Annotated in this window: 23 protein-coding genes; 11 read left to right on the forward strand and 12 right to left on the reverse strand. The window is 74.4% G+C overall.

Annotation, left to right across the window (positions count from 1 at the left end; translation table 11 throughout):
- The 4 genes from OZ948_17685 to OZ948_17700 are packed head-to-tail and all read right to left on the reverse strand — an operon-like array spanning position 1 to position 3,360.
- Positions 1-597, reverse strand: a complete 597-nt coding sequence (locus tag OZ948_17685) for a PqiC family protein (protein ID MEB2346561.1) — start codon at positions 595-597, stop codon at positions 1-3.
- Positions 597-2,135 carry an MlaD family protein gene (locus tag OZ948_17690; GenBank protein ID MEB2346562.1) on the reverse strand — a complete coding sequence of 513 codons (1,539 nt, stop codon included), beginning with the start codon at positions 2,133-2,135 and terminating at the stop codon, positions 597-599. The genes OZ948_17685 and OZ948_17690 overlap by 1 nt, the downstream gene beginning before the upstream one ends.
- The gene (locus OZ948_17695; GenBank protein ID MEB2346563.1) at positions 2,132-2,767 is read right to left on the reverse strand and encodes a paraquat-inducible protein A; all 636 of its coding nucleotides are present in this window, start codon (positions 2,765-2,767) and stop codon (positions 2,132-2,134) included. Before OZ948_17695 ends, OZ948_17690 begins: the two co-directional genes overlap by 4 nt.
- Complete coding sequence (locus OZ948_17700) at positions 2,764-3,360, reverse strand: paraquat-inducible protein A (GenBank protein ID MEB2346564.1); 597 nt, start codon at positions 3,358-3,360, stop codon at positions 2,764-2,766. The genes OZ948_17695 and OZ948_17700 overlap by 4 nt, the downstream gene beginning before the upstream one ends.
- A gap of 183 nt (positions 3,361-3,543) precedes the next feature.
- Here OZ948_17700 and OZ948_17705 point away from each other — a divergent pair, with 183 nt between their 5' ends.
- On the forward strand, positions 3,544-4,968 hold the full coding sequence (locus OZ948_17705; GenBank protein MEB2346565.1) for a 1-acyl-sn-glycerol-3-phosphate acyltransferase: 1,425 nt from the start codon (positions 3,544-3,546) through the stop codon (positions 4,966-4,968).
- A gap of 72 nt (positions 4,969-5,040) precedes the next feature.
- On the forward strand, positions 5,041-5,739 hold the full coding sequence (locus OZ948_17710; GenBank protein ID MEB2346566.1) for a methyltransferase domain-containing protein: 699 nt from the start codon (positions 5,041-5,043) through the stop codon (positions 5,737-5,739).
- Here the strand turns inward: OZ948_17710 and OZ948_17715 are convergent.
- Genes OZ948_17715 through OZ948_17725 form a run of 3 tightly spaced genes read right to left on the reverse strand, consistent with a single transcriptional unit; the run spans position 5,729 to position 9,881 of the window.
- Positions 5,729-6,739, reverse strand: coding sequence for a HupE/UreJ family protein (locus tag OZ948_17715; protein ID MEB2346567.1), 1,011 nt, complete (start codon positions 6,737-6,739; stop codon positions 5,729-5,731). The two genes, OZ948_17710 and OZ948_17715, sit on opposite strands and share 11 nt — an antisense overlap.
- Positions 6,736-7,623: a peptidylprolyl isomerase gene (locus tag OZ948_17720; protein MEB2346568.1), complete on the reverse strand. Its 888-nt coding sequence runs from the start codon at positions 7,621-7,623 to the stop codon at positions 6,736-6,738. Before OZ948_17720 ends, OZ948_17715 begins: the two co-directional genes overlap by 4 nt.
- A gap of 8 nt (positions 7,624-7,631) precedes the next feature.
- Positions 7,632-9,881, reverse strand: a complete 2,250-nt coding sequence (locus OZ948_17725) for a DUF3604 domain-containing protein (protein MEB2346569.1) — start codon at positions 9,879-9,881, stop codon at positions 7,632-7,634.
- A gap of 240 nt (positions 9,882-10,121) precedes the next feature.
- Here OZ948_17725 and OZ948_17730 point away from each other — a divergent pair, with 240 nt between their 5' ends.
- Positions 10,122-10,781 carry a hypothetical protein gene (locus tag OZ948_17730; GenBank protein ID MEB2346570.1) on the forward strand — a complete coding sequence of 220 codons (660 nt, stop codon included), beginning with the start codon at positions 10,122-10,124 and terminating at the stop codon, positions 10,779-10,781.
- Between the two features lie 42 nt (positions 10,782-10,823).
- Here OZ948_17730 and OZ948_17735 read toward each other — a convergent pair whose 3' ends face one another.
- On the reverse strand, positions 10,824-12,584 hold the full coding sequence (locus OZ948_17735; protein MEB2346571.1) for a S8 family serine peptidase: 1,761 nt from the start codon (positions 12,582-12,584) through the stop codon (positions 10,824-10,826).
- Positions 12,571-13,548 carry an SDR family oxidoreductase gene (locus OZ948_17740; protein ID MEB2346572.1) on the reverse strand — a complete coding sequence of 326 codons (978 nt, stop codon included), beginning with the start codon at positions 13,546-13,548 and terminating at the stop codon, positions 12,571-12,573. Before OZ948_17740 ends, OZ948_17735 begins: the two co-directional genes overlap by 14 nt.
- A gap of 194 nt (positions 13,549-13,742) precedes the next feature.
- Between OZ948_17740 and OZ948_17745 the strand changes: the two genes are divergently transcribed.
- From OZ948_17745 to OZ948_17775, 7 genes are all read left to right on the forward strand, one after another.
- A complete protein-coding gene (locus OZ948_17745) occupies positions 13,743-14,927 on the forward strand; it encodes an acyl-CoA dehydrogenase family protein (protein ID MEB2346573.1) in 1,185 nt (394 codons plus the stop codon).
- Positions 14,928-14,943: 16 nt separating this feature from the next.
- A complete protein-coding gene (locus OZ948_17750) occupies positions 14,944-16,116 on the forward strand; it encodes a CaiB/BaiF CoA-transferase family protein (GenBank protein MEB2346574.1) in 1,173 nt (390 codons plus the stop codon).
- Positions 16,117-16,126: 10 nt separating this feature from the next.
- Entirely contained in the window at positions 16,127-16,636 is a 510-nt protein-coding gene (locus OZ948_17755; GenBank protein ID MEB2346575.1) for a MaoC family dehydratase N-terminal domain-containing protein, read from the forward strand.
- On the forward strand, positions 16,633-17,103 hold the full coding sequence (locus tag OZ948_17760; GenBank protein ID MEB2346576.1) for a MaoC/PaaZ C-terminal domain-containing protein: 471 nt from the start codon (positions 16,633-16,635) through the stop codon (positions 17,101-17,103). Before OZ948_17755 ends, OZ948_17760 begins: the two co-directional genes overlap by 4 nt.
- Before the next feature lies 1 nt (position 17,104).
- Complete coding sequence (locus OZ948_17765; protein ID MEB2346577.1) at positions 17,105-18,256, forward strand: acyl-CoA/acyl-ACP dehydrogenase; 1,152 nt, start codon at positions 17,105-17,107, stop codon at positions 18,254-18,256.
- Positions 18,257-18,258: 2 nt separating this feature from the next.
- The gene (locus OZ948_17770) at positions 18,259-19,494 is read left to right on the forward strand and encodes a CoA transferase (protein ID MEB2346578.1); all 1,236 of its coding nucleotides are present in this window, start codon (positions 18,259-18,261) and stop codon (positions 19,492-19,494) included.
- A 163-nt stretch (positions 19,495-19,657) separates the two neighbouring features.
- Positions 19,658-21,571 carry a pseudouridine synthase gene (locus tag OZ948_17775; protein MEB2346579.1) on the forward strand — a complete coding sequence of 638 codons (1,914 nt, stop codon included), beginning with the start codon at positions 19,658-19,660 and terminating at the stop codon, positions 21,569-21,571.
- Positions 21,572-21,594: 23 nt separating this feature from the next.
- Here the strand turns inward: OZ948_17775 and OZ948_17780 are convergent, their stop codons facing one another.
- From OZ948_17780 to OZ948_17790, 3 genes are read right to left on the reverse strand one after another with little or no spacing between them, the layout of a single operon-like run.
- Entirely contained in the window at positions 21,595-22,845 is a 1,251-nt protein-coding gene (locus OZ948_17780; protein ID MEB2346580.1) for a pyridoxal phosphate-dependent aminotransferase, read from the reverse strand.
- Positions 22,842-23,462, reverse strand: a complete 621-nt coding sequence (locus OZ948_17785; protein ID MEB2346581.1) for a glutathione S-transferase family protein — start codon at positions 23,460-23,462, stop codon at positions 22,842-22,844. Before OZ948_17785 ends, OZ948_17780 begins: the two co-directional genes overlap by 4 nt.
- A gap of 49 nt (positions 23,463-23,511) precedes the next feature.
- Positions 23,512-24,393: a GGDEF domain-containing protein gene (locus OZ948_17790; GenBank protein ID MEB2346582.1), complete on the reverse strand. Its 882-nt coding sequence runs from the start codon at positions 24,391-24,393 to the stop codon at positions 23,512-23,514.
- Between the two features lie 279 nt (positions 24,394-24,672).
- On the opposite strand from OZ948_17790, the gene OZ948_17795 reads away from it, so the two are divergent.
- Positions 24,673-24,867 carry a hypothetical protein gene (locus tag OZ948_17795; protein ID MEB2346583.1) on the forward strand — a complete coding sequence of 65 codons (195 nt, stop codon included), beginning with the start codon at positions 24,673-24,675 and terminating at the stop codon, positions 24,865-24,867.

Consider the following 24,867-nt stretch of genomic DNA (forward strand, 5'->3'; position numbering starts at 1 on the left):
TCAGCGGGCGCCCGGCAGCGTCGCGATCCCGCCGGCGATCTCACCGGCCAGGCGCGAGAGCGCGCTGGCGTGCGCCGACACGAGGCCCGGGTAGCCCGGCGCCGCCACCGGCTCCTCGACGCGCGACTCCTCGGTGAGCAGCGCCCGCCCGTCGCCTCCGGCGACGAGCCAGCGCGCGCGCAGGGTGACGCTCTCGCCGGGCGCGCCCTCGAAGGCGAGCACGTCGACGAGCACCCGGTAGTCGACGCGGAAGCGCGGCTCGCTCGGGTAGAGGGCCACGCGCGAGGTGCCGAGCCGCCGGCCGAGCTCGTCGGCGAGCACGCGCGAGAAGTCGTCGCGCAGCGAGCCGGCCCAGCGCTGGTCGTTGGCGAAGACGAGCTCCTGCGCGCCGTCACGGGTCGCGATCTCGGGCCGCTCGAGGTAGCGCGGGAACCCGTTGGGGCCGACCGCGAGGCCCAGCTCGGATCGCGCGGCGGGCACGGGACCCGCCTCGCCCGCCGCCAGCCGGTAGTACTGCGGCCCGGGGCCGCGCGCGCAGGCGGCGAGCAGGGCCGCGCCGGCGAGCACGGCGGCGAAGCAGGGGGATCGCCGTCGCATCACTCCCTCCCCTTCCCGAAGAGCAGCGAGTTCGGATCGCGCTCGATCTGGTCGGCCGCGAGGCCGAGCGAGCGCGACGCCTCGGTCAGCTCGACGAGCGCGCGGCGCAGCTCCTGGTTCACCGCCGAGTCGGGCCCGACCAGCGCCTGGGTCGAGGCCATCGTCCGTTCGGCCTGGCCGAGGGCGGCGTGCGCGGCAGCCAGCGCCCCGCGCAGATCCGCGCCGATCTGGTCGAAGGGGATCTTCTCGAGCCGCTTCACGAGCTGGGTCAGGCTGTCGGTGATCTCCTCGAGCTGCGTCGGGACGGTCGGGAGCTCGGGATAGGGCTCCTGCCAGACGATCGCGGCCGGCGGCGCGTCCGGGTGCGTGTCGAGCGACACCACGAGCTGACCCGTCAGGAGGTTCCCGCGCCCGAGCTGTGCGCGCAGCCCGCGCGCGACGAGCGCGTCCATCGCCGCGTGGCGCTGCTCGGGCGCCGGCAGGTGGCCGATGCGCTCCGGCTCGATCTCGATCACGACCGGGATCCGGAAGCCCTGCCCCGACGGGTCGATCTCCAGCCGGACGTCCACCACCTGGCCGATCCGGATCCCGCGGAACTCGACCGGCGAGCCGGGCACCAGACCCCGCACCGACTGGTGGAAGTAGAGCACGTAGCGGGTCCGGACCGTGTACATCCGCTCGCGCGTCGCCGCGCGGTTCTCGTAGAGCGGGAACACCGTCTCCGCAGCGGCAGGCTCGGAGCCGCCGTCCGCCGGCGTGTCGAAGGCGATGCCGCCGATCAGCAGGCTCATGACCGAGTCGGTGTCGATGCGCACGCCGTCGGCACCGACCGACACGTCGAGGCCGCTGGCGTTCCAGAACTGCGTACCGCTGCGGACGCGCTCGTCCCAGGGCGCCCGCACGAACACCCGGACCGTCACGAACTCGCCGCTCGGGTCGAGCTCGGAGGCCACGACCTCGCCGACCTGGACCCGGCGGAAGTAGACCGGCGAGCCGACGTCCACGGAGCCGGCGCGATAGGAATGCAGGACGAAGGAGCGGCCCGGCTCGTCGGAGGTGACCACCGGCGGCACGTCGAGCGCCTGGAAGGTGCGGGCCGGGGGTCCCTCGAGCACCGGGTCCATGCCGACGTAGGCGCCCGAGAAGAGCGTGCCGAGCCCCGACACCTGGCCGCCCGAGACGCGCGCCTTCACGACCCAGAAGCGCGTCCCCTCGCGCAGGTAGCGCTCCGCGCCGTGCACCATGCGCGCGCGCACGGTCACCCGCCCGAGGTCCTCGGCGAGCGCCACCTCCTCGACGAGCCCCACCTCGACGTTCTTGTAGCGGACCTTGGTCTTGCCGGCCTCGAGTCCCTCGGCGCTCGCGAGCGTGATCGTGATCGCGGGCCCGCGTTCGGCGAAGGTGCGCCAGGCGACGAAGGCGCCCACCAGTGCCGCCACCAGCGGGATCAGCCACACGATCGAGGGACGCCGCCGCGTGTCGACCACGGCCTCCGCCGCGCCCTCGAAGCCGCCTTCCCGGGGTTCGCGCTCGCTCATGCCTCGGCCTCCTCGCAGCCGTCCCAGATCAGGCGCGGGTCGAAGGACTCGGCGGCGATCATGGTCAACACGACCACCGCTCCGAAGAACACCGCGCCCGAACGCGCCTCGATGGTGGCCAGCGCGCCGAGCCGCACCAGCGCGACCAGGATCGTGACCACGAAGATGTCCACCATCGACCAGCGGCCGATCGCCTCGGTGACGCGATAGAGCCGGGTCCGCTCGGCCGGCCGCCAGCGCGAGCGGCGCCGCACCGAGACCAGCAGGAACACCAGGATCACGAGCTTCAGGATGGGGACGAAGATGCTCGCCACGAAGACCACCAGCGCCAGCGGCCACATCCCGTGGTGCAGGAGGTAGACCACGCCGCTCATGATCGTGTCGGACTGCGCCTTGCCGAGCGAGGTGACGGTCATGATCGGGAGCAGGTTCGCGGGCAGGTAGCAGAGGGCGGCGGCGATCACGAGCGCCCAGGTGCGCTCGAGGCTACCCGGCTTGCGCGCGTGGAGGGGAGCGCCGCAGCGCGGGCAGCGCGCAGCGTGGGCGGCGCCCGCCGGCACCCGGCACAGGAGCCGGCAGTCGTGGCAGGTCCAGCACGAGGCGGCCCGGCCCGTGCGCGGCGCGCCGCTCACGAGCGCACCCCGAGCCGCTCCCAGACCTCCTGCGGGTCGAGCGAGGACATCGCCCCCGCCAGCACCACGATCAGCAGCGCAAACGCCCACAGCGAGAGCCCCGGCACCACCTCGGCCATGCCCGCGAGCTTGGTGACGGCCACCAGGATCCCGACCAGGAACACCTCCATCATGCTCCACGGCTGGACGTGCCGCAGCAGCCGGAAGGCGCGCGCCATCTGCCACGGCACGCGTCCGGCGTGGACCGGGAGCAGCACGTAGAGCAGGAGCGAGATCTGGAGCAGCGGCGCCAGCACGGAGGTGGCGAGGACGAGCGCCGCGATCTCGGGCATGTCCTGGCGCCAGAGGTCGAGGACGCCGGTCACGAGCGTGGTCTGGGTGACCTGCCCCTTCATGTCGAAGGACAGGAACGGGAACGCGTTGGCGACCGCGAAGAGCACGGCGGCCGCGAGCGCGAGCGCCACCGTGCGCTCGATGCCGTTGCGCCGCCGGCGGCGCAGCAGGCCGCCGCAGCGCCGGCAGCGCGCGGTCGCCCCTTCGGCGATCACCCCCAGGTGGTGCAGGAGATCGCAATCGTGGCAGGCGACCAGCACGGCCCGGACGCTACCGGATCGCGACGCCCCGGACAGCGGCGCGCCCGCCCGGGGTGACACAAGCCGACGGACCGGGCGGGCTGCCCCAGGTCCCGTCGCCGGCCGCCCGCAGCGGTGCCGGCGGCACCTGCTCTACGCTTGCCCCGGCATGCGGACCCGCCTCCTCCACCGCACCCGCCGCGGATGACGGCGCCGTCCGCGATCCCGGTCCACCCCGAGGCCGACCGGCTCTACCGCTTCGCGCGGGTGCTGATCGCGCTCGCGATGCGGGCGTTCTTCCGGCGCACGACCCTGCGCGGGGCCGAACACGTACCGGAGACGGGCCCGCTGATCCTCGCGGCGAACCACCCGAGCAGCATCGTCGACGCCTTCTCGATCGGCCTCGCCACACGCCGCAAGGTGCACTTCCTGGCGCGCTCCACGATGTTCGACTCGCCCTGGCGGGCGCGCCTGCTCTCGCGGCTCGGGGTGATCCCGATCCACCGCAAGCTCGACGCTGCCGAGCGCATGGGCGGCAACCCCGAGATCTTCCGCCACTGCCATGCACTGCTCGAAGCCGGCGGCGTGATCGGGATCTTTCCCGAGGGCATCAGCCACGTCGACCCGCAGGTGAAGGAGATGCGCACCGGCGCGATCCGGATCGGCCTCGAGGCGGAGGCGCGGCGCGGCTTCGCGCTCGGCGTGCGCGTCGTCCCGATCGGGCTCAACTTCGCGCGCCCGGACGTGCGCCACCGCGGCGAGCTCACGCTCCGGGTGGGCGCGCCGATCCCCCTCGCCCGCCATGCCGCCGCCTACCGCGCCGACCCGGCCGCCACGGTGGCCTCGCTCACGGCCGAGCTGCGCGAGCGCATCGAGGCGCTGGTGGTCCACCTCGACGACCTCGGGAAGGCGCCGATCGTGAAGGCGGCCAACGAGCTCTTCGGCCCGGACTTCGTCGCCGACCCGCTCGTGCTGCCCGAGATCGGCGACGAGGCCACGCGCCGGATCGAGGTCGAGCAGGGCATCGCCGACGCGATCGAGTACTACTCGCGCTTCCAGCCCGCCTGGGCGCAGGGCCTCGAGCTGCGCATCGGCGCCTACCTGGCCGCGCGCGAGCGGGTGCGCGTCACCGAGGACGGGCTGCGCCGCCGGGTGGGCGCGCTGCCGCTCCTGCGCGACACGCTGCCGGCCGCCGTGATCGGCGTCCTCGGCGCGCCGCTCGCGGGCTTCGGCTGGCTGCTGAACGCGCTGCCCCGCCGCGTCACCGGCTGGATCGCGAAGCGCGTGATCCGCGAGCCGAGCCAGCTCGCCACCTACGAGCTGTGGATCGGACTCCAGGCCTTCGCCGTGGTCTACGCCGCGGGCGTGCTGCTGCTCCGGCAGGTCACGAGCTTCGGGCGGCTCGAGCTGGCGCTCGCGGTGCTGCTGTTCCCGCTCGTCGGCTACCTCTCGAGCCGCTACTTCGCCCTCATGGCGCACTACGCCGAGAGCCTGCGCCTCACCTCGCTCCAGGCGCTGCGCCGCGGCCGCCTCGAGCAGATCCGCTTCTGGCGCCAGCAGCTCGCCCGCGACCAGGACAAGATGCGCCGCTTCCTGCTCGGCGACCGCGAGGCCGGGAGCGAGGACTGACCGGCAGCCGGGCGCTCGCCCGCTGCCCCGATCCGCGCGAAGCTCGCGGCGCGAGCGCGCCCCGGAGGACCCATGCACCCGCCCGACTCGCCCCGCTCCGGCCCGGACCGCCGACCCGACTTCCTCCCGGCCGCCGGCGCCGACTGGCTGCTGCCGCTCTACGACCCGCTCACCCGCCTGTTCGGCACGCAGCGCCAGCGCGAGCGGCTGCTCGACGCCGCGGCGATCCGCGCGGGTGACCGCGTGCTCGACCTCGGCTGCGGCACCGGCGCGCTGTCGCTCCAGCTCTGGCGGCGCCAGCGCGACGCCCACGTGACCGGGCTCGACCCGGATCCGAAGGCGCTGGCACGCGCCCGGACGAAGGCCGCGCGCGAGGGCGCGGCGATCGAGTGGCGGCAGGGCTTCGGGGACGCGCTTCCCTTCCCCGACGCCTGCTTCGAGCGCGTCCTCTCCTCGCTGATGTTCCACCATCTGCCGCACGAGGGACGCCGATCCACCCTCGCCGGGATCGCGCGCGTCCTCGTCCCCGGCGGCCGGCTCCTCGTGCTCGACTTCGGGCCGGCCCAGGGCGCGCTCACCCACCTGCTCCTGCGCGCCTCCCACCGCGGCGACCGGCTCGCGGACAACCTCGAGGGGCGCATCCCCGCGCTGATGGCGGAGGCAGGCCTCGCGGAGCCGCACGAGCGCGCGCGGATGGGCTCCCCCTTCGGGAGCCTGTCGATCTGGGAGGCGTCCCGGGCCCGGGACGGGCGGAGCGATCTCAGCTCGTGAAGCCGGCCAGTCGCTCGAAGAACCAGAAGGCGGCGAGGATGCCGATCCCGTAGCTCGCGAGCGAGCGTGCCCGGACGATCCGCGCCGGGCCGAGCGCGGCGCGGATCGCGACGCCGATCGGGAGGACGGCCGCGAGGAAGAGGAGCTGGCCGAGCTCGACGCCGACGTTGAAGCAGAGCAGCGCCAGCGGGACGTCGCTCGCCGGGAGCCCGACCTGGGTGAGCGCACCGGCGAAGCCCAGGCCGTGGAGCAGGCCGAAGGCGAAGGCGACCAGCCAGGGGCGCTCCGCGGTGAGACTCGGCTCCCCCCGCGCCGAGCGGATCAGCTCGGTCGCCAGCAGCGCGATCGAGAGCGCGATCAGGGCCTCGACCGGTGGCCCCGGCACGCGGACCACGCCGAGGGTGGCGAGCGCGAGCGTGATCGAGTGCGCGACCGTGAACGCGGTGATCGTCCACAGGAGCACGCGGCGGCTCGGCACGATGAGCACGAGCGCGAGCACGAACAGCAGGTGGTCGAAGCCCTGCAGGATGTGCTGCACGCCGTGCACGAGATAGGCGCCCGCCACCGCGAGCGCGCCCCGCGAGGCGTCGATCTCGACCCAGGGTCGCGACGGGCGCACCAGGGTGGTCGAGTGCGTGCCGTCGAGCATCTGCACGCGCACGAGCACGTCGGTGATGGTGGCCTGCAGACCGACGAACCCGATGCGCTGCCCGGCGAGCCCGCCGGCGGCCGCTTCGACGACCCGGCGCTCGACGAGCGAGTCGGGGAGCGCGCGCACGCGCGGCTCGGAGACGTCACGCACCGAGTCGGGAAGCTCGAGCGCCACCGGGAGCGGCATTCCCGAGAACACCGGGGTCCGCCACAGCAGGTCGTAGCGGCCGGGCGCGATCTCCTGGATCTGCAGGTAGGCGGGCCGCGCGTCGTGCGCGCGCGCCGGCCCTCCGTGGGCGAGCGCGGCGGCGGCCAGCAGGCCGAGGGCCACCCCCCTCCAGGGCCTCATCGCCCGCCCGCGCCGGCGGCCACCAGGGGCGCGGGCGTGAGGTCGTCGGGAAGGACGATCTGGTAGCGCGCCTTCATCGTCTCGTAGGCCTGGCGTTCGAAGGCGTCGCGCTGCTCCTCGACCCACGCCGTCTCGACCGCCTCCGCGACCTCCGCGAAGTCGGGCACCCGCGCCGGCTCGAGCGACTCGAGGAAGACCAGGTGCCAGCCGAAGCCCGACTCGATCGGGCCCCGCCAGGCGCCGGGCTCCTGCCCGAAGAGCGCCTCGGCGAAGCCCGGACCGAAGTCCTTCGCGATCTGGTCCGGCGTGCGCTCCGGGTAGTAGCGCTGGAGCACGAAGGGGTCACCGAGCGACGTGGCGTCCGCCGGGTCCACGCTCCCGCCCGCGAGCTGGACGAGGGCCTCCTCGGCGCCCGCGCGCGCCCCCGCGCCGCGGCGGTCGGGCGAGAAGTAGAGCTGGCGGAAGCTCGCCCGCGGCGGCAGCGTGAAGCGCGCGGCGTGCTCGGCGAACCAGGCCTCGAGCTCGGCGCGCGTGGGCTCGCGCAGGTCCGAGAGGTCGTCGGCGAGGAACGCCATCTTCTGGACCATGCGGCGCTTCACGATGGTGTCGCCCTGGTCGAGCCCGAGGGCCAGCGCTTCCCGGTACAGGACCTCGTCGTGGACCCAGTGCTCGACCAGGCTCCGCATCTCGCCGGGCGTCGGCGGCGGCCGTCCCTGCGCGAGCCACGTGAGGCTCATCTGGCGCAGGTCGTCCTGCGTCACGACGATGCGGTCCTCCGCCTCGCCGCCCTCCGGCGCCGGGTGCAGCACGCGATAGGCGCCGAACAGCAGCCCCCCGACCAGCAGGAAGTGGAGCAGCGGCTCGCGCCCGAGACGCCCGAGCATCGACGGCCCTACTGGAGCTGGAACTGGACTTCGCTGCCCAGCTGGCTCGGCGCCGGGATGATCTCGTAGTTGGCGTAGCCGAACTCGTTGCTGCGCGCGCCGTAGTACTTGTCGCCGAGCTGGTAGACCGCCAGCGAGAACGGCGCATTGCCGAGGCTCGTCACGATCTTCCCGCCCGCGATCCGGTAGCCGGACGAGAGCCCGAGGTAGGCGTCGCCCGCCACGTCGCCGACCTCGCTCGGCTGCGGGACCCGGGGGTTCGCGTACTTGAGGTTGCGCTGCCCGTCCACGTTCCAGTTGGCCAGGAAGCGCCCGCCCGTGACGGCGTTCTGGAGCCAGGTGGACTTGCCGACGACCAAGGCCTTCAGGGCCGCGTCGTCGAGCGGCGTCGCGCCCTGCTTCTGGAGGTCCGCAACGGTGGTCCCCGGCTTCGCCGTCTTGCGCGCCGCGGCGCTCGGCGTGTACCAGATCGGCGACGACCAGGCGCGCTCCTGCACCGTCGCCGGCACCTCCTGCGGCGGCGGGATGCCGAGCTCGGCAGCCTGGATCGTGGTCCAGCGCGGGGTCGGGATCTCGAGCACGCGCGCGTAGTAGAAGGCGTCGAGCGACGGATCGAAGTCGGGGTCCGTCCAGGTCGTCGCGAGCTCCACCGCGCCGATCGAGTTGGTGTAGGTCGCCTTCGCGAGGTCGACCGTGCTGCCGATCGCGGGGACCTTGCCGCTGATCGCGTCGGGCTTGCGGTCGCCCGCCCAGACGACGTCGTACACCTTCTCGAAGCTCTGGCCGCTGGCGGACCAGCCCTTCACGATCTGGATGCGGTCGAGGTTTCCGGAGCTGGGGTCCTTCAGCGCCCACACCAGGAACGTGGGCGCCTTTGCGGCGGCGGGCGGGAGGTCGCCGCCCATCGGGACGCCCTTCGCGTAGCCGGTCCCGACCCAGTCGCTCGCGGAGGTCGCGTCGGCACCGTACTCCCAGCCGCCGAAGAAGCGGACCTTGAGCTGCGGGCCGCTGGTTCCGAAGGTCTCCTTGCGCCACATGGCGTCGAAGAGCGACGCGCGCGTGTTCTCCTCGGCCCAGACCCCCGTGAGGCCGGCGGGGTTCTCGAAGCGCACGTCCATGCCGGCAAAGACGTGCCCGGCCATGCGCTCCTTGATGTCGCCGTCGTTCCTCCCGTGCCCGCCGAAGAAGTTGCTCTGCCGGTACGGCACCGCCGTGTCGTGGGAGTCGGAGCCGCCGACGACCCCCGTCTTGTACGGGTTGTAGCCGCGCGCCTGCTGCATCGCGATCCCGTCCTTCAGGCCCTGGCGCACGTAGCTGCCGGGGATCGTCGGGAAGCGGCCCTCCGGGAAGCCGAGCAGGTAGTTCAGGATCTCGTAGTTCGCGAACTCGTCGTTGGGCGAGAGCAGCGGATGGGTCTCCGACTGCCCCTTGATCTGCTTGATCTCCGTGAGCCGCTCGTTGCGGTCGCGCGTCGCCGCCCAGGCGGCGTCGATCGGCCGGCCCTTCTCGTCCACGTCGATCGGGAACATGTGGCCGTCCGAGAGGTTCGCGTTGTGCGAGATCGCGATCAGCTCGTTGCCCGCCTTGCGCTGGCCGTCCATCCACGCCCACAGGTCGGTCGGATCCACCGACTCGAGCGAGCTGAACGGCAGCTCGGGGACCTTCGCGCAGTCCTCGAAGAACACGTTGCGGTGCATGTTCCGGTTGTCGGGGGTCGAGGTCCACTCGTAGGAGCAGAAGGCGGTGAACTTGCCCGGCTCGTTGGCGGCGTCGGCCATCGCGTTGTTGCGCTTCCAGACGGTGCCCGCGACCTCCGGGCTGACCAGCTCCGGGATCGGCTTCTGCTCGATCATGGTCTCGCCGAGGAAGAGGTAGATGCGCTGGATGTCCGCGGGGGTCTTGACGATCAGCTTCTTCGCGATCGGCAGCTTGCCGAGCGCGGAGGTCGGGTCGTTGGCGAGCTGGACGACGCCCGCGTACTCGGAGTGGTCGGTGACGCCCATCCAGTCGAGCGGCGTCTCGATCTTCACCGGGTAGCCCATCGGATGCGGAATGGGCTCGCCCTTCGCGTACTTGTAGGCGTCCGCGGGGGTGGTCTTGGTGTTGCCGAAGATGTAGGCGTCGAACGACCAGCTCGTGTGGACGTGGCTCTCGCCGAAGTAGGCATGCCGCTCCGGAGCCTCCTGCGCCGAAGCCACCAGAGGTCCCGCGGCCAGGATCGCCGCCACCGCCCCGCCCCACACGCGCGCCGAGATCATCGCTCCCCTCCTCAGCGGACTCGTGTACCCGTCATGGCTGATCAGGTCCTGTCATCTCGCGCCGGTATCTCCCGCGCCCGGAGCGGGTGCTTCGGACCACAGCCGCCCCGCACGGCCTGCGCGCACGCCCTCGTCCCGCCCGGGGTGCTATCGATCCGGGCGACCGGCGTTCGTCCGGCTCGCGGCGTGGACCTGCGCAGGGGGTCCCATGGGCCGACCCGGGGGCAGGAGGGGAACAGGATGGGTACCACCAGGGCGAGGATCGGGAGTGGGATCCGGGCAGCGGGCCTGGTCGTGCTGGGCATCGGCGTGGGGCCGGAACTCGCCGCGGCCGACGTCGGATTCCCGTTCGCGGGGGAGGTGACGGGGGTGTCCGGCAGCTACGCCTGGTTCCTCTCGGACGCCGAGCGGGTGAACGGATTGCTCGTCTTCGACGACGGTGTCGCCGACGCCGATGCCGATCCGGACCACGGCCTCCATCCGAGCGCGCTGGTGTCGCTCGGCACGAGCCTCGAGGGTGCCGGCTTCGTCTGGAGCGCGAGCGCCGGCACGCTCCAGACGTCCGCCGATACGCCCTTAGGAGACCAATTTGCAGCCGACAGCGAGCTGGGCGCGGCGGCCGGCCATCCGGTCAACGGCTACGCGATCCGCAGCCTCGGCGTCCTCTTCTTCGGGCCCGACGCGCTGGAGGGCGACGCCCTGCCGAGCTCCGACGCCGGGTTCACGACCGGCAACCTGTTCGTCAGCTTCCACGACGACTTCGGCACCCTCAAGGGGCAGGCGACCGTCTACTTCACCCTTCCCGAGCCGAGCGGCGCGGGCGCGGCGTTCGCCGCGGGGATGGGCCTCGCGCTCGCGGGCCGGCACCGGCGGGCGAACCCGCTGCGCGGGCGCCGCTGAGGGTCCGGTCGCGCCGCGGGGGTGCGAGCCGCGCCCCTGGCGTCAGCCGCGGCGCCGGCGCGCGCGCAGGGCCGCGAGGAGCAGGGCCAGCTCCGCGCCGAGCCCGCAGCTCGCCGCCTTCTCCCTGGCGGCCCACGCCTGGGGGCACTGCGGATCGGCGCTGGCGATCGGTGTGCCGCCGTTGCGCGAAGCGCCGCCGTCGAAGTCGACGGCACCGTCGAGGTCGTTGTCCGCGCCGTCCTGGCAGTCGGGGTCCTCGTCGCCGGCGGCCGGGGCGAAGCAGCCGGGATCCTGGGCGGCGTCGGTGAAGCCGTCCCCGTCGTTGTCGAGCCCGTCGTCGCACGCGGAGCTTCCGAGCTCGCCGTCGTCGGCCGGGCCGCTGCAGCCGGGATCGTCGAGATCCGCCAGTCCGTCGCCGTCGTCGTCGAGGCCGTTCGCGCAGGCGATCGTGAGCGCGTCGAGCGCCGCGCGGACCCGGATGCGGCTGGTGTAGGGCATCGGCGCACCGGTCGCCTGGAGCGCTGCCAGGATCTCGCCCACCTCCGCGTCCGGAGCCACGCCGCGCAGGATCGCCCAGGCGCCCGCGACGTGGGGCGCCGCCATCGAGGTGCCGCTCGCGTTGGCGTAGCCCGTCCCCCCGTAGTAGGGCGCGCGGATCGAGACGCCCGGCGCCCAGAGCGAGAGGAACGGGGCCTGGTTCGTGAAGCTCGCCACCCCGTCGGCATCGTTGCTCGCGCCGACGCTCACCGCCGAGGAGATGCAGGCGGGCTCGGCGATCCCGTTCGCGACGCCGTCGTTGCCCGCCGCGATCACGGTGGCGATGCCGACCGAGCGCAGATTGTCGATCGCGGCCTTGTAGGCGGCGTTGCTCGCGTCACAGGCCGGCTGCGAGGTCCAGACGGCCCCGCCGAGGCTCACGTTCACGGCTGCGATCGGCCAGGTGAAGCGGAGCTCGTCGTGGACCTCCTCGAGCGCGGCGATCAGGTCGGACTCGTAGGAGCGCGCGCAGGGGGCGGGGCTCGGGCTGCAGGCGCCCGCGTCGCTGATCTCGGAGGCCACCTGGATCGCGATCAGGCCGGCGCCCGGCGCGACGCCGTCGTAGCTCGGCCCCTCGCCGGCGGCGATGCCGGCGACGTGGGTGCCGTGGAAGCACTCGTTCGAGAAGCTGCAGGCGGCGGCGGCGCCGGGGCCGCTCTGGGTCCCGCTGCCGTCCGGGCAGTCGCCCGCGGGTCCGGGCGCGCCGGACGCGAAGCAGGCCTCGGCCACGACCTTGCCCGCCAGGTTCGGGTGCGCCGCGTCCACGCCCGTGTCGAGGATCACGAGCGCCTGGCCGGTGCCGTCCGCGCCGAGGGCCGCGCTCTGGTCCGCCTCGACGAGCGGCACGCTCACGTCGAGCAGGGGAGCGTGCAGCTCGTCCGGCGTCACCCGCACGACGAGTGGGGAGCGGGCCAGGGCGTCGAGGGCGCCGGCCCCGACCTCGAGCGCCACGGCGGGCAGCGAGCGGAAGACGCGCGCGACCCGGTGCGGGCGCCCCGCGAGCGCCGCGGCGAGCCCCGCCTGGGCGCTCGCGATCGCGCCTCGCTGCTCCCCGCGCCGCGCCGGCGCGAGCCGGCCCTCCGCCGCGAAGGGCACCTCGAGCTCGACGAGCACGCGCACGCTCCCGCCCGCCGCCGCCTGCGCCGCGACCTCGGCGGCGATCCGCGGCTGCGCGGACGCCGGCCCTGCGAGCACGAAGGCCCCGATCGCCCACCCGGCCGCCGAGGCCGCGAGGGCGCTGCGCAGCGCGCGCCTAGCCCCCGACACGCAGGGCCCCGAACACGCCGCGGCGGCGCAGCTCCTCCAGGAACGACTCGTCGTAGGCGCGCGTCGGATCGCCGCGCACCATCCGGTCGAGCTCCTGCGCGTCCTCCCCGACCAGGATCCGCCACTCGCCCCGGCGCACGCCGTCGAGGATGATCGTGGCGGCAGCGGCCGCGCTGAGCGGGGCCTTGTCGCGGAAGTCGTCGGCCATCTGCTGGAGGCCGGCGCGGAGCAGGTCGTCGGGGATCCCGTCGGCGGGCAGGCCCTGGCGCTTCAGCCGCTCGCGGATCGGGACCAGGTCCTCGGCGGTCATCTCCTTCGGGCTCGGCCGGCCCAACACCGCGGCGCTGTTGCTGACGATCGAGGTGCCGATGTGGCCGGGCATCACGACCGAGACCTTCACGTGGGGGGCGTTCACGCGCAGGTCCGTGATCAGCGCCTCCGAGAAGCCCTTCACCGCGAACTTCGCGGCGCTGTAGGCGGTGTGCGGGATCCCGAGCCCGAGGCTCGCCCAGAAGCCGTTGACGGAGCTCGTGTTGACCAGGTGCGCCCCGGGGCTCGCGACGAGCGCGGGCAGGAAGGCGCGCGTGCAGTGGTAGACGCCGCCCCAGCACACCGCGAAGGTCTTGTCCCACTCGGCGCGGTCGTCGGTGACGAGGCTGCCGCCGCCCCCGATGCCGGCGTTGTTGAAGAGCAGGTGGACGTGGCCGGTCGCGTGCGCCGCGAGCGCCGCGTCGCGGAAGGCCAGCACCTGCCGCTCGTCCGAGACGTCGCAGGGATGGGCCGTCACGCGGGTGCCGGCGGGTGCGGCGCGCTCGCACTGCGCCTTCGTCTCGCCCATGTGCTCGGCCGACACGTCGCAGATCGCCACGTGGCAGCCCTCGGCGGCGAGCTGCTTCGCGAGCTCGCGGCCCATCCCGGAGCCGCCCCCCGTCACGACGGCGATCCGGTCGCGGAACTCCTGCATCGCGAAGTCCTCCCGTCCGCCCCGCGCGGGGCGCGGCAGACCGGCGGCATCGTAGGATCCCTCACCCGCGGCCGCCGCGTTGCCGCTCATCCATGGTTGGAGGGCGATCCAGACTTCCCCCGGACGAGAGCTCGGGTGATTTACAATACGGATCGTCTCGTATATCCTGGACCCGCCTGTGAGGAGACGATCCCTTGGACTTCCAGTTCTCTCCCGAGGAGCGGGCCTTCGCCGCCGAGGTCGAGCGCTTCCTCGACGAGCACGCGACGCCCGACGTCGCCGACGTGACCCGCGAGAACATGGCGCAGATCGTGGACACCCCGCCGCGGCGCGCCTTCATGAAGAAGCTCGCCGCGCGCGGCTGGCTCGGCATGACCTGGCCCCGGGAGTACGGCGGCCAGGAGCGGCCCGGCGTCTACGAGTACATCCTGAACGAGGCGCTCGCGCGGCGCGGCTGCCCCCAGATCGGCAAGGGCGTCGGCATCATCGGCAAGACCCTGATCCGGCACGGCTCGGAGAAGCTGAAGCGCGAGTTCCTGCCCCAGATCATCCGCGGCGAGATCGAGTTCGCGGTGGGCTACAGCGAGCCGCAGGCCGGCTCCGACGCGGCCAACATGCAGCTCCGCGCGGTGCGGGACGGCGCAGGCTGGCGGCTCGACGGCCAGAAGATCTGGACCACCTCCGCGCACTTCGCCGACTGGTACTGGCTCGGCGCGCGCACGAACCCCGAGGCGCCCAAGCACGACGGGATCAGCCTCTTCCTGATCCCGATGAAGCACCCGGGCCTCACCGTCCAGCCGATGCCGACGATCGGCGACGAGATCACCAACACGGTCTTCTTCGACGACGTCTTCGTGCACGACGACTACCGGGTGGGCGAGCTCGGCGCGGGCTTCCGCTACATCTCCGAGGCGCTCGACCTGGAGCGCTTCACGATGTTCACCTTCTCGCCGACCGAGCAGCGCCTCGAGGAGCTGGTGGACTGGGTGCGCGGGGCCGTGCGTGACGGCGAGCCGCTGCGCCGCGACCCGCACCTGCGCAGCCGCATCGCGCGGCTCGCCACCGAGTGCGAGGTGGCACGCGTGCTCGGCCTGCGCTTCCTGGCCGCCGCGCGCAGCGTGAAGGGCAAGCCGCCCACCGTCGAGGCGAGCGAGTACAAGCTCTTCGCGACCCAGCTCTCGCAGCGCGTCGGCAACGCGATGCTGGACCTCGCCGGACCGGGCGCGCAGCTGCGCGTCCACACGGCCGAGGCGCCGATGCGGGGCCGCCCCGAGATGTCGTACCGCTACTCGGTGATCGACACGATCGGCGGCGGCGCGTCCGAGATCCAGAAGAACATCATCGCCCGGCGCAAGCTCGGCCTGCCCCGGAACTTCTGAGGCCGGCACGAAGTCGATGACCCCCCAGCCCCCCGCGCTCGACGGCACGACGGTGCTCGACCTCTCGACGGTCGGGCCGGCCGCGCGCTGCGCGCGGATCCTCGCCGACTACGGAGCGCGCGTCGTCAAGATCGGGACGCCGCCGCGGCGCGCCGGCGTGCAGATCGAGCCCGCCTGGTGGGCCTACGGGGCCGGGCGCGGGATGCTGCGCGCCCGCATCGACCTGAAGGCGCCCGCGGGCCGCGCGGCCTTCCTCGCGCTGGCCGAGCGCGCCGACGTGGTGCTCGAGAGCTTCCGGCCCGGCGTCGTGGACCGGCTCGGAATCGGCTACCGCGCGCTCGCCGAGCGCAACCCGCGGCTCGTCCTCTGCTCGACCAGCGGCTACGGCCAGACCGGCCCCTACGCGGGCTGGGCCGGCCACGATCTCGACTACCTGGCGGTTGCCGGCTACCTCGACTGCTCGGGCCGGCGCGCCGACGGCGGCCCCGCGCTGCCGGGCGCCACGATCGCGGACTCCGCGGCCGGCGGCATGCACGCGGCGCTCGCGATCCTGGCGGCCCTCCTGCGCCGCACCCGCACGGGCCGCGGCGAACACCTCGACGTGTCGGTCGCCGACGGCGTGCTCTCGCTGATGGCGCTCCACGCGGACCAGCACCTGGCGACCGGCGCGGAGCCGGGCCCCGGCAGCGACCTCCTGACCGGCCGCTACGCCTGCTACGACGTCTACCGCTGCCGCGACGGGCGCTGGCTCGCGGTCGGCGCGATCGAGCCCCGGTTCTTCGCGAACCTCGCCAAGGCGCTCGGCCTCGAACGCTGGATCCCGCACCAGATGGACGACGCGCGCCAGGACGCGCTGCGCGCGGACCTCGCCGCGGCCTTCGCCACCCGCGACCGCGACGCCTGGGTGGCCGAGCTCGGGCCCGGCGACGCCTGCGTCGCGCCGGTCTCGAGCGTCGCCGAGGCCGCCCGCGACCCGCACTTCGCGGCGCGCGGCGTCTGGGCCACGGCCGAGCACCCGGCGCACGGGAGCGTGCGCCAGGTGGGCCCCGTGCTCGCCGGCCAGACCCCGCTCGCCGGCCCGACGCGTGCCCGCGACGCGTCCGACACCGACACGGATCGCCTGCTGCGCGAGGCCGGCCTCGCGCCCGAGGCGATCGAGACCCTGCGCCGCGACGGCGTCGTCGCGTGAAGGAGGCGCCATGTCCGAGCTGCCGGAGGAAGTGGCGGGCTGGATCGGCCAGAAGCGCTACGAGCAGCCCGGCGAGTTCGACGTCGAGCGCGGCTACGTGGCCACGACCTGCGCGTCGGTCGAGAACGGCAACCCGCTCTACTGGGACGAGGCCGTGGCCCGGGAGCTGACCGGCGGCTGGATCGCGCCGCCGACCATGCTCTCGGTCTGGTTCCGGCCGCACTACTGGGCGCCCCACCGGAGCGGCACCGCCCAGCCGCTCCAGGTCCACTTCGACCTGAAGGAGAAGCTGGACCTCCCCGAGGCCGTGATGACCGACAACACGATCGTGTTCGGCGAGCCGGTGCGCCCCGGCGACCGGCTCACGACCTGGCAGGTGCTGCGCTCGGTCTCCGAGCCGAAGCAGACCAAGCTCGGCCAGGGCCGCTTCTGGGTCATCGACGTCGAGTACCAGAACCAGCGCGGCGAGTGGGTCGGCACCGAGACCTACACCGGCTTCGGGTACCGGAGGGAGTCGTGAGCCTCACGATCGGCGACGTGAAGCCGGGCCTCGCGCTGCCCGAGCTGGCGGTGGACGTGAGCGCCACGACCGTGGTGCTCGGCGCGCTCGCGAGCCGCGACTGGCGGCCGATGCACCACGACCGGGACTTCGCGCAGCAGCGCAACGGCGTGCGCGACATCTTCCTGAACACGCCGAACCTGGCGGCCTGGTACGAGCGCTACCTCGGCGACTGGTGCGGCCCCACCGGCCGGCTCGGCCGCGTTCGCTTCCGGATCCGCGACTCGATCTTCCCGGGCGACCGGATGGTCTTCCGCGGCACCGTCGAGAAGGTGGAGACCGACGACGCCGGCTGCGCCTGGGTCGAGGTGGCCGTGCGGGTGAGCGTCGGCGAGCGCGCCTGCGGCGAGTGCACGGCGCGAATCGCGCTCCCGAGCGCGCCCGGCGACAACCCCTGGCGGCGCAAGGGCGCGGAGTGGAGGCCCTGAGATGGATCTCGATCTCACCGAGGAACAGGAGCTGCTGCGCGAGACCGTGCGCCGCGTGTGCGCGGAGCACGCGCCGCTCGAGGTCGTCCGCAAGCTGGAGGACGACCCGACCGGCTACCCGCCGGCCTTCTGGAAGCAGCTCGCGGAGACCGGCGTCACGGGCGTCCTGATCCCGGAGTCGTTCGGGGGCTCGGGGCTCGGCCTGCTCGACGCCGCGATCGTGTACGAGGAGCTCGGCCGAGCACTCTCGCCCTCGCCCCACTTCGCGAGCGCGGTGATGGGCGCGGGCGTCCTGCAGGCAGCCGGCAGCGAGGCACAGCAGCGCGAGTGGCTGCCGCGCGTCGCCGCGGGCGAGGCGATCCTGACCCCCGCGTGGATGGAGCCCGACGGCGGCTTCGGCCCGCGCGGCGTCCAGCTCGCCGCGCGCGCGGAGGGCGACGGCTTCGTGCTCGCGGGCCTGAAGCGCCACGTGCCCTTCGCGAGCGCCGCGAGCCGCCTCGTGGTGCTCGCGCGCACGGGCGCCGCCGACACGGCCGTGGACCTGTTCCTGGTCGACCCGCGGGCGCCCGGCGTCACGCTGACCCAGCAGAAGAGCCTCGCGGCCGACACCCAGTACCAGGTGCGCTTCGACGCCGTGCGCGTGCCGGCATCGGCGCGGCTCGGCGCCGCCGGCTCCGGCTGGGCCGCCTGGGAGCGCGTGATGCACGACGGCATCGTGCTGCTCGCGGCCCTCGCGATGGGCGGCGCCGAGCGCGCCCTCGAGATCACCGTGCAGTACGCGAAGGACCGCCAGCAGTTCGACAAGCCGCTCGGCGCCTTCCAGGCGATCTCGCACTACCTGGCCGATGCCGCCACCGCGGTGGACGGGGGCAAGACCCTCGTCTACGAGGCCGCCTGGGCGCGCGACCACGGCCGCTCGACGGCGCGCCTCGCGCCGATGGCGAAGCTCTTCGCCTGCCAGACCTGGCGCGATCTCACCGCGATGTGCCAGCAGGTCTGGGGCGGCGTCGGCTTCACGATCGAGTACGACATCCAGCTCTACTTCCGGCGCGCGAAGCAGCTCCAGATCACCTGGTGGGACCCGCGCCATCTCGAGGACCTGGTGGCGGCCGACGTGCTGGACGGCGACGCGCCGTTCCGCTCGGGACTCTGAGGGTGGGGGCCCAGCGTCCGCCCCTCGCCGGGCTGCGCGTGATCGAGTCCTCGCTGCTCGGGCCGGGCGCCATCACGACCCACCTGGCCGATCTCGGCGCGGACGTGATCAAGGTGGAGTCGCCCGCCGGCGACTACATCCGCGAGATGACCTGGCCGATCGTCGAGGGCGTGTCGCTGCTCCACCTGCACGTGCACCGCGGCAAGCGCTCGCTCGTGCTCGACCTGCGCAAGCCCGAGGCGGTCGAGGTGTACAAGGACCTGGCGCGCGGCGCCGACGTGGTGGTCGAGGCCATGCGGCCGGGCTCGCTCGCGCGGCGCGGGCTCGGCTACGAGGAGCTGCGCGCGCTCCACCCGAAGCTCGTCTTCTGCAACATCTCCGGCTACGGGAGCAGCGGGCCCTACCAGGAGCTTCCCGCCCACGGCATCGCCTTCGACACCTGGGCCGGCGTCGTCGGCGTGGCGCGCGACGACGAGGGCTTCACCTACATCCCCGAGCACGCCTCGATCGGGATGCACGCCGGTCCGCTCTTCGGCGCGCTCGGGATCCTGGCCGCCGTGCTGCGCGCGCGCGAGACCGGCCAGGGCTGCCAGCTCGAGCTCGGGCAGAGCGACGCCGCAGCCTACATGGACTGGTACCGGATCGAGAGCTGGCGCGCGTACGAGCGCCCCGCCGACGTGGTCACGGGCAACCAGGCCGACGGCTACGAGCGCCGCGCGCCCGGCACCGCCGGGATGCGCGAGGGCGTCCGCTACCAGATCTACGAGTCCCGGGACGGGCACGTGCTCTTCATGGCCAGCGAGCAGGCCTTCTGGAAGCATTTCTGCGAAGCCGTCGGCCGGCCCGAGCTCTTCGAGCGCTGGCCCGGCTCCCGCTACGCCGACCACGCGCGGGGCAACCGCGCGCTCCAGCGCGAGCTGCGCGAGATCTTCCGCACCCGCACGAGCGCGGAGTGGCTGCGCCTCGGCGCCGAGAAGAACTTCCCGGTGGCGCCCGTCAACACGCCGAAGACGATCGCCGGCGACCCGCAGTTCCAGGCGCGCTTCCCCTGGTACCCCCACGAGCAGCACGGAGCCGACATGCTGCCCTTCCCGGTCCACTTCGCGGGCGAGGAGCTGCCGGCCCCGACGCGCGCCCCGACGGTGGGCCAGCACACCGACGAGGTCCTCTCGCAGGTGCTCGGCTACGGCCCCGATCGCATCGCGCGGCTGCGCGAGCAGGGAGTGCTCGGGGAGTAGGCCGCCCGCGAGGCAAGGAGGAGCCGCAGGGCGAGCGGGGGCCCGCGCGCAGCCGGAGCGGTGCGTTGGCGGGTTCTGGAGTACGAGGGCCACCGCGCGCGGAGAGCGAGCACGGACCCCCTCTCGCCCGGAGGCTCCGGCGCTGCAACGGACCAACCTCGCGGTGCACGGCGTCGCGCGGCAACCTGCGCGCGTGGAGCGCTTCGCGCCGGTCGACTGCCCGCACGCCTCGAGCTGCCCCGGCTGCCCGCTGATCCTGCTCGCGCCGGAGGCGCAGCTCGCGGCGAAGGCGGCGCGGCTCGGCCAGGCGCTCGCGCCCTACGCCGTTCTGCGCGACGTGGCGGCCGAGCCCGTGCGCGCGGCGCCCTCCGTCACCGACTACCGGACGCGCGCGAAGCTGGTGGTTGCGCCCGGCCCCCGCGTCGGCCTGTATCGGCGCGGCGGCCACGAGGTCCTCGACCTGCCGGGCTGCCGCGTGCTGGCACCCGCCGTCGCGGCGGGCGCAGCCGCCCTGCGCGTCCTGCTCGCCGATCCTCCGCGCGCCGCCGGCCCGCTGCTGCGCGCCGAAGGCGATGGCCCGGGCCGGCTGCGCGCCGTCGACCTGCGCGAGCTGCGCGACGAGCGCGAGCCCTCTGGATCCTCGGGCCGCGGCGAGGGCCTGCTCGTGACGCTCGTCGTGCGCACGCCGCCCGCGCCCGATCGCGCCGCGCTGGCCGCAGCGGCCGCCGCGCTCGCCGAGCGCCTGCCCAGCCTGCGCGGCGTCGCCGTGAGCGAGCACACGGGCCGCTCGCCCCAGCTCCTCGGCGGCACGCCGCGCACGATCCTGGGCCCGGCCCGGCACCGCGGCCAGCCCTCCGGCGCGGGCGCGCCCTGGGTCCTCGCCGCGGCCGGCGGCTTCGCGCAGGCGCACCGCGAGCAGGCCGCCGCGATCCGGGCCGAGATCGAGAGCGCGCTCGCCCCGGCGCCGGGGCGCCGGCTGCTCGACGTCTGCGCGGGCAACGGCGCGCTCGCGCTGTCCCTCGCGGCGGCCGGTGCACGCGTCGTCGCCGTCGAGAGCTTCGCGCCGGCGGCCGAGGCGGCGGCCGCGGCCGCGACCGCGCAGGGGATCGCGGGCCTCCGCGTACGCGCCGAGCCCGCCGAGTCCGCCCTGCCCCGCCTCGCCGCCGAGGGCGAGCGCTTCGACGGCGCGGTCGTGAACCCGCCGCGGCGCGGGCTCGCGCCGCGCGCGCGGAGCGCGCTCGCCTCGCTCTGTGCCGGGCCGCTGGCCTACGTCGCGTGCGAGCCGCGCACGCTCGCGCGCGACCTCGCGCACCTGGCCTGGCTCGGCCTGCGCGCCCGCCGCCTCGTCCCCTTCGACCTGATGCCGCTCACCGCCGAGGTGGAGTGCGTGGCGCTGCTCGCGCCGGGCGCGCCGCCAGAGGTTCCGGTGCTCTACGAGGACGACACGCTCCTCGCCGTCGACAAGCCGCCGCACCTGCCGACCGTCCCGCACCCCGAGCGCCCGGGCTCGCTCCTCGAGCGCGTGCGCGCCCTGCCGGGGGCCGGGGCCGCCGTCCCCGCCCACCGGCTCGACGCCGAGACCAGCGGCGTGTGCCTCTTCGCGCGCTCGGCGGCAGAGGTCGCCCGCGTCCAGGCCGCCCTCGCGGATCCGGCGGTCGGCAAGCGCTACCTCGCGCTCGTGCGCGGCGTCGGCCGCGCGCGCGGGCGGATCGCCCGGCCGATCGTCGAGGAGGGCCGCGCGCGGCCCGCCGCGACCCGCTACCGCCGTCTCTCCGTGGTGTCGGGCCACGCGCTCCTCGCGGTCGAGCCCGAGACCGGCCGCACCCACCAGATCCGGCGCCACCTCGCGGGCGTGGGCCAGCCGGTCCTCGGCGACGAGCGCTACGGGCACGCGCCCTCGAACCGCCACCTGGCCGAGCGCGCGGGCCTCGACCGCCCCTTCCTGCACTGCGCCGCGCTCGCGCTGCCGTCGCTCGGGCTGCGGCTCGAGGTGCCGCTCGCGCCCGACCTGGCCGCCGTCCTCGAGTGCCTCGGCGGTGCCACCCCGGAGCCGGCGGGCGGCAGCCGCACCCCCTGACCTCGATCGCGTCCTCGGCACCCTCAGGAGGAGCGCGGCGCGCGCCGCTCCGCGAGGAAGGCGGCCAGCGCGCCGGCGGCGCTTGCGAAGCGCCCAGACTCGAGGAGGAGAGCCACGACGAGATGGGCGCAGGGCGCGCCGGCGGGGTCCTCGGGCTCGAGATCGAAGAGGAAGCCGGGCTGCACGAGGAGGCCCGGGCCGTCGAGCAGGCCGAGCGCGAGCGCCTCCTCGTCGCGGGCGCCCGGGACGCGCACGATCGCCGCCCAGCCCGCCTCGGCCGGCAGCACGTGCGCGCCGACGCCTTCGAGCGTCGCGACGAGCCGGGTGCGGTTGGCGGCGACACGCGCGCGCAGTGCGGCGCCGATCGCCTCGCGCTGACCGAGCAGGCCCGGGAGCGCGGCCGCCAGCAGGGGGGACACCGAGAGGTAGGCGTCGGCCGCGAACTCGAGGCGCGCGAGCGCCTCGTCGCGCGCCGCCGCCGGGCCGGCCACCACGATCCAGGCGACCTTGAGCTGCGGGAGCGCCAGCAGCTTGGAGGCGCCCGAGAGCACGAAGTGCAGCGGCCCCCCGCCGTCGGCGGCGCCGGCCAGCGCGCCCGCGGGCGCGTCCGGCGTGAGCGCGGAATCCGCGAAGACCTCGTCGGAGACGAGCGCGAGGCGGCGCGCCGCCGCGAGGGCGCGCAGCGCCGCCAGGTCGGCGGGGTCGACGAAGCTGCCGGTCGGGTTGTGGGGATGGATCAGGACGATCGCGCGGCTGCGCGGCTCGATCGCCGCGGCGAGCGCCGCAACGTCGATCCGCCAGCGCGCGCCGCCGCCCGCGGGCTCGCGCAGCGGGTAGCGATGCGCGTCCACGCCCTCGAGCGCGGCCAGGTGCTCGAAGAGCGGATAGCCCGGGGCCGGCAGGTGGACGAGGTCGCCCGGGTCCGCGAGCACCCGGAACAGGTGCGCGTAGCCCTCGCTGGTGCCGGCGGTGAGCAGCACCTGCCCGGGCCCGACCGCGGCTCCGTCGCAGGCGTGCAGGGCAGCGATCGCCGCGCGCGCCGCGAGCGGCCCGCGCGGGTCCGGCTCGTAACGGGCCGAGCGCGGATCGCGCGCCGCTGCGGCCAGCGCCCCGGCGAGCGCTGCGGCGGGCTCCCGGAAGCCCGCGCGGGTCGGGTTCGCATCGGCGAGGTCGAGGACCGGCTGGCCGCGCGCGCGGCGCTCCGCCGCCCGCGCGGCCAGGGGGCCGGGCGTCAGGTCCCAGGCGGCGCGCCGCGCAAAGCGCGGCCCGCTCAAGCCTTGCTCGACTCCGCGCTCGGCCGCGCCGCCACGCGCTCGAACCAGCGCGGGATCCAGGCGAGCTTCGCGTCGAGCGGCTGGCCGACCGTGCGGCCGAAGTCGAGGAAGCCGAACAGGAAGAGGTCGGCGAGCGTGAAGCGCGCACCCGCGATCCACTCGTTGCCGGCCATCAGCCCGTCGAGCCACGCGAGCTTCTCGCGCGCGATCGCCTTCAGGTCGTCGGCGGCCTGCGGGATCACGTGCATGCGGTCCTTGAAGAGCGCGAGCCCTTCGGCGTAGCGGAAGCCGTTCGCCAGCGGCTCGACGATGTTGAGGTCGATGCGGCGCAGCCACATGCGGGTCCGGGCGCGCTCCTCGGGCGTCGCGCCGACCAGGACCGGCTGCGGGTGCTTCTCCTCGAGGTACTCGCAGATCGGCAGGATCTCGGAGAGGAAGCTGCCGTCGTCGAGCTCGAGACAGGGCATCTGGCCGGACGGGTTGCGGCGCAGGTGCGGCTCGCGGCGGTTGTCGCCCTTCATCAGGTCGACGGGCTCGCGCGGGATCACGACGCCCTTCTCGGCCAGGAACATGCGCACGATGCGCGGGTTGGGTCCGATCGAGTCGTAGAGCTTCACGGGGGTCCTCCGCTCGGATGGAGCGCGGAGGATACTCCTGCGGCCCGGCTCAGCCCATGGCGCGGTTGCGCCCGGCGACCTTGGCCTCGAGCAGGCGGGCGTCGGCCGCCGAGATCAGGTCCTCGGGCGCGATCACCTCCGGCCCGAGGGCGGCGACGCCGGCCGAGATCGTGACCGGGAGGCGCTGGCCGTGCCAGTGGAACTCGTGGAGCTCGACGCGGCCGCGCATGCGCTCGGCCACGATGCGCGCACCGGCGAGGCTCGTCTCGGGCATCACGATCACGAACTCGTCGCCCCCGTAGCGCGCCAGGCACTCCTCGCGGCGCACCCCCTCGCGAGCCACCTCGACGGCGCTGCGCAGGAGGTGGTCGCCCGCGGCGTGCCCGAAGCCGTCGTTGATCGTCTTGAAGCGGTCGACGTCGAAGAGCAGGACCGAGAGCGGCCGCGCGTGGCGGCGGCAGCGCGAGATCTCGCGCGCCACGAAGTCCATCAGGTAGCGGCGGTTGAAGGCGCGCGTGAGCCCGTCCACGATCGTGAGCTGGTAGATCTCCTCGTGGTACTGCGACTCGACGTCGCCGCCGGCGAGGAACTTGAAGACCACGCCGACGAGCTCGATGCGGTCCCCGCTCGTGAGGCGCACGGGCCGATCGGCGGGGACCGGGCGGCCGTTGAGCCAGGTGCCGTTGGTCGAGCCGAGGTCGCGCAGCCAGACGCCGTCGGCGAGCTCCACGCGGCAGTGCGCCCGCGAGATGCCGTCGACCGGAACGACCACGTCGGCCTCCGTCTCGCGGCCGATCACGAGCGTCGGGTCCTCGAGCGGGATCCTGCGCCCGAGGTCCGGGCCGCAGATCACGACCAGGCAGGGCGCGAGCGCGCTCTCACCGGGCAGCTTGCCGAGCCAATGGACGGGCCGCAGGCGCGTGGTGTCCATCGGGCCTCCTCCGATCCGTCCCATCCCTTCGGAAGCCGCGGGAAGCGCTGAAGGCCTCCCCGCGAATGGGGCCCGGCACCCCCGCCTGGGAGATCGGCTCCGGCTGGGCTATCCACCTGCCAGGAGCTCTCCCGGTCGACGTCGACTCCGGGCTCGGCCCTTCCTCCCCGTCTCCGCAAGAGTCCTGCGGCATCCGCCTCCGGAGCATCGTGCTCGAGCGGCGCCGCGATTCCGAGCTCGGGCCCGCGGCCGGTCGCCGGGGGCTCACGAGGCAACCCGATGGCGAGCAAGCGACCGTCCGTCCTGAAGCGCGAACGCGAGAAGAAGCAGGCCGAGCGCTCGGCCCAGAAGCGAGAGGAGCGCTCGCGCCGGAGCAGCTCGCGCTCCGAGGGCGGCGCCCCGATCGCCACCTCCGACGAGCTCGCCGACTACGGGATCGTCCAGCCGGCACCACGCGACCACGACGCCCGCTGA

This window comes from Deltaproteobacteria bacterium (assembly GCA_035063765.1).
GTDB lineage: Bacteria > Myxococcota_A > UBA9160 > UBA9160 > PR03 > CAADGG01.

Coding starts and splice junctions, on each gene's coding strand:
- OZ948_17725 (MEB2346569.1), bottom strand. CDS start 9,881: ATGATCTCGGCGCGCGTGTGGGGCGGGGCGGTGGCGGCGATCCTGGCC.
- OZ948_17790 (MEB2346582.1), bottom strand. CDS start 24,393: ATGGACACCACGCGCCTGCGGCCCGTCCATTGGCTCGGCAAGCTGCCC.
- OZ948_17730 (MEB2346570.1), top strand. CDS start 10,122: ATGGGTACCACCAGGGCGAGGATCGGGAGTGGGATCCGGGCAGCGGGC.
- OZ948_17740 (MEB2346572.1), bottom strand. CDS start 13,548: ATGCAGGAGTTCCGCGACCGGATCGCCGTCGTGACGGGGGGCGGCTCC.
- OZ948_17795 (MEB2346583.1), top strand. CDS start 24,673: ATGGCGAGCAAGCGACCGTCCGTCCTGAAGCGCGAACGCGAGAAGAAG.
- OZ948_17755 (MEB2346575.1), top strand. CDS start 16,127: ATGTCCGAGCTGCCGGAGGAAGTGGCGGGCTGGATCGGCCAGAAGCGC.
- OZ948_17715 (MEB2346567.1), bottom strand. CDS start 6,739: ATGAGGCCCTGGAGGGGGGTGGCCCTCGGCCTGCTGGCCGCCGCCGCG.
- OZ948_17705 (MEB2346565.1), top strand. CDS start 3,544: ATGACGGCGCCGTCCGCGATCCCGGTCCACCCCGAGGCCGACCGGCTC.
- OZ948_17765 (MEB2346577.1), top strand. CDS start 17,105: ATGGATCTCGATCTCACCGAGGAACAGGAGCTGCTGCGCGAGACCGTG.
- OZ948_17710 (MEB2346566.1), top strand. CDS start 5,041: ATGCACCCGCCCGACTCGCCCCGCTCCGGCCCGGACCGCCGACCCGAC.
- OZ948_17750 (MEB2346574.1), top strand. CDS start 14,944: ATGACCCCCCAGCCCCCCGCGCTCGACGGCACGACGGTGCTCGACCTC.
- OZ948_17720 (MEB2346568.1), bottom strand. CDS start 7,623: ATGCTCGGGCGTCTCGGGCGCGAGCCGCTGCTCCACTTCCTGCTGGTC.
- OZ948_17690 (MEB2346562.1), bottom strand. CDS start 2,135: ATGAGCGAGCGCGAACCCCGGGAAGGCGGCTTCGAGGGCGCGGCGGAG.
- OZ948_17685 (MEB2346561.1), bottom strand. CDS start 597: ATGCGACGGCGATCCCCCTGCTTCGCCGCCGTGCTCGCCGGCGCGGCC.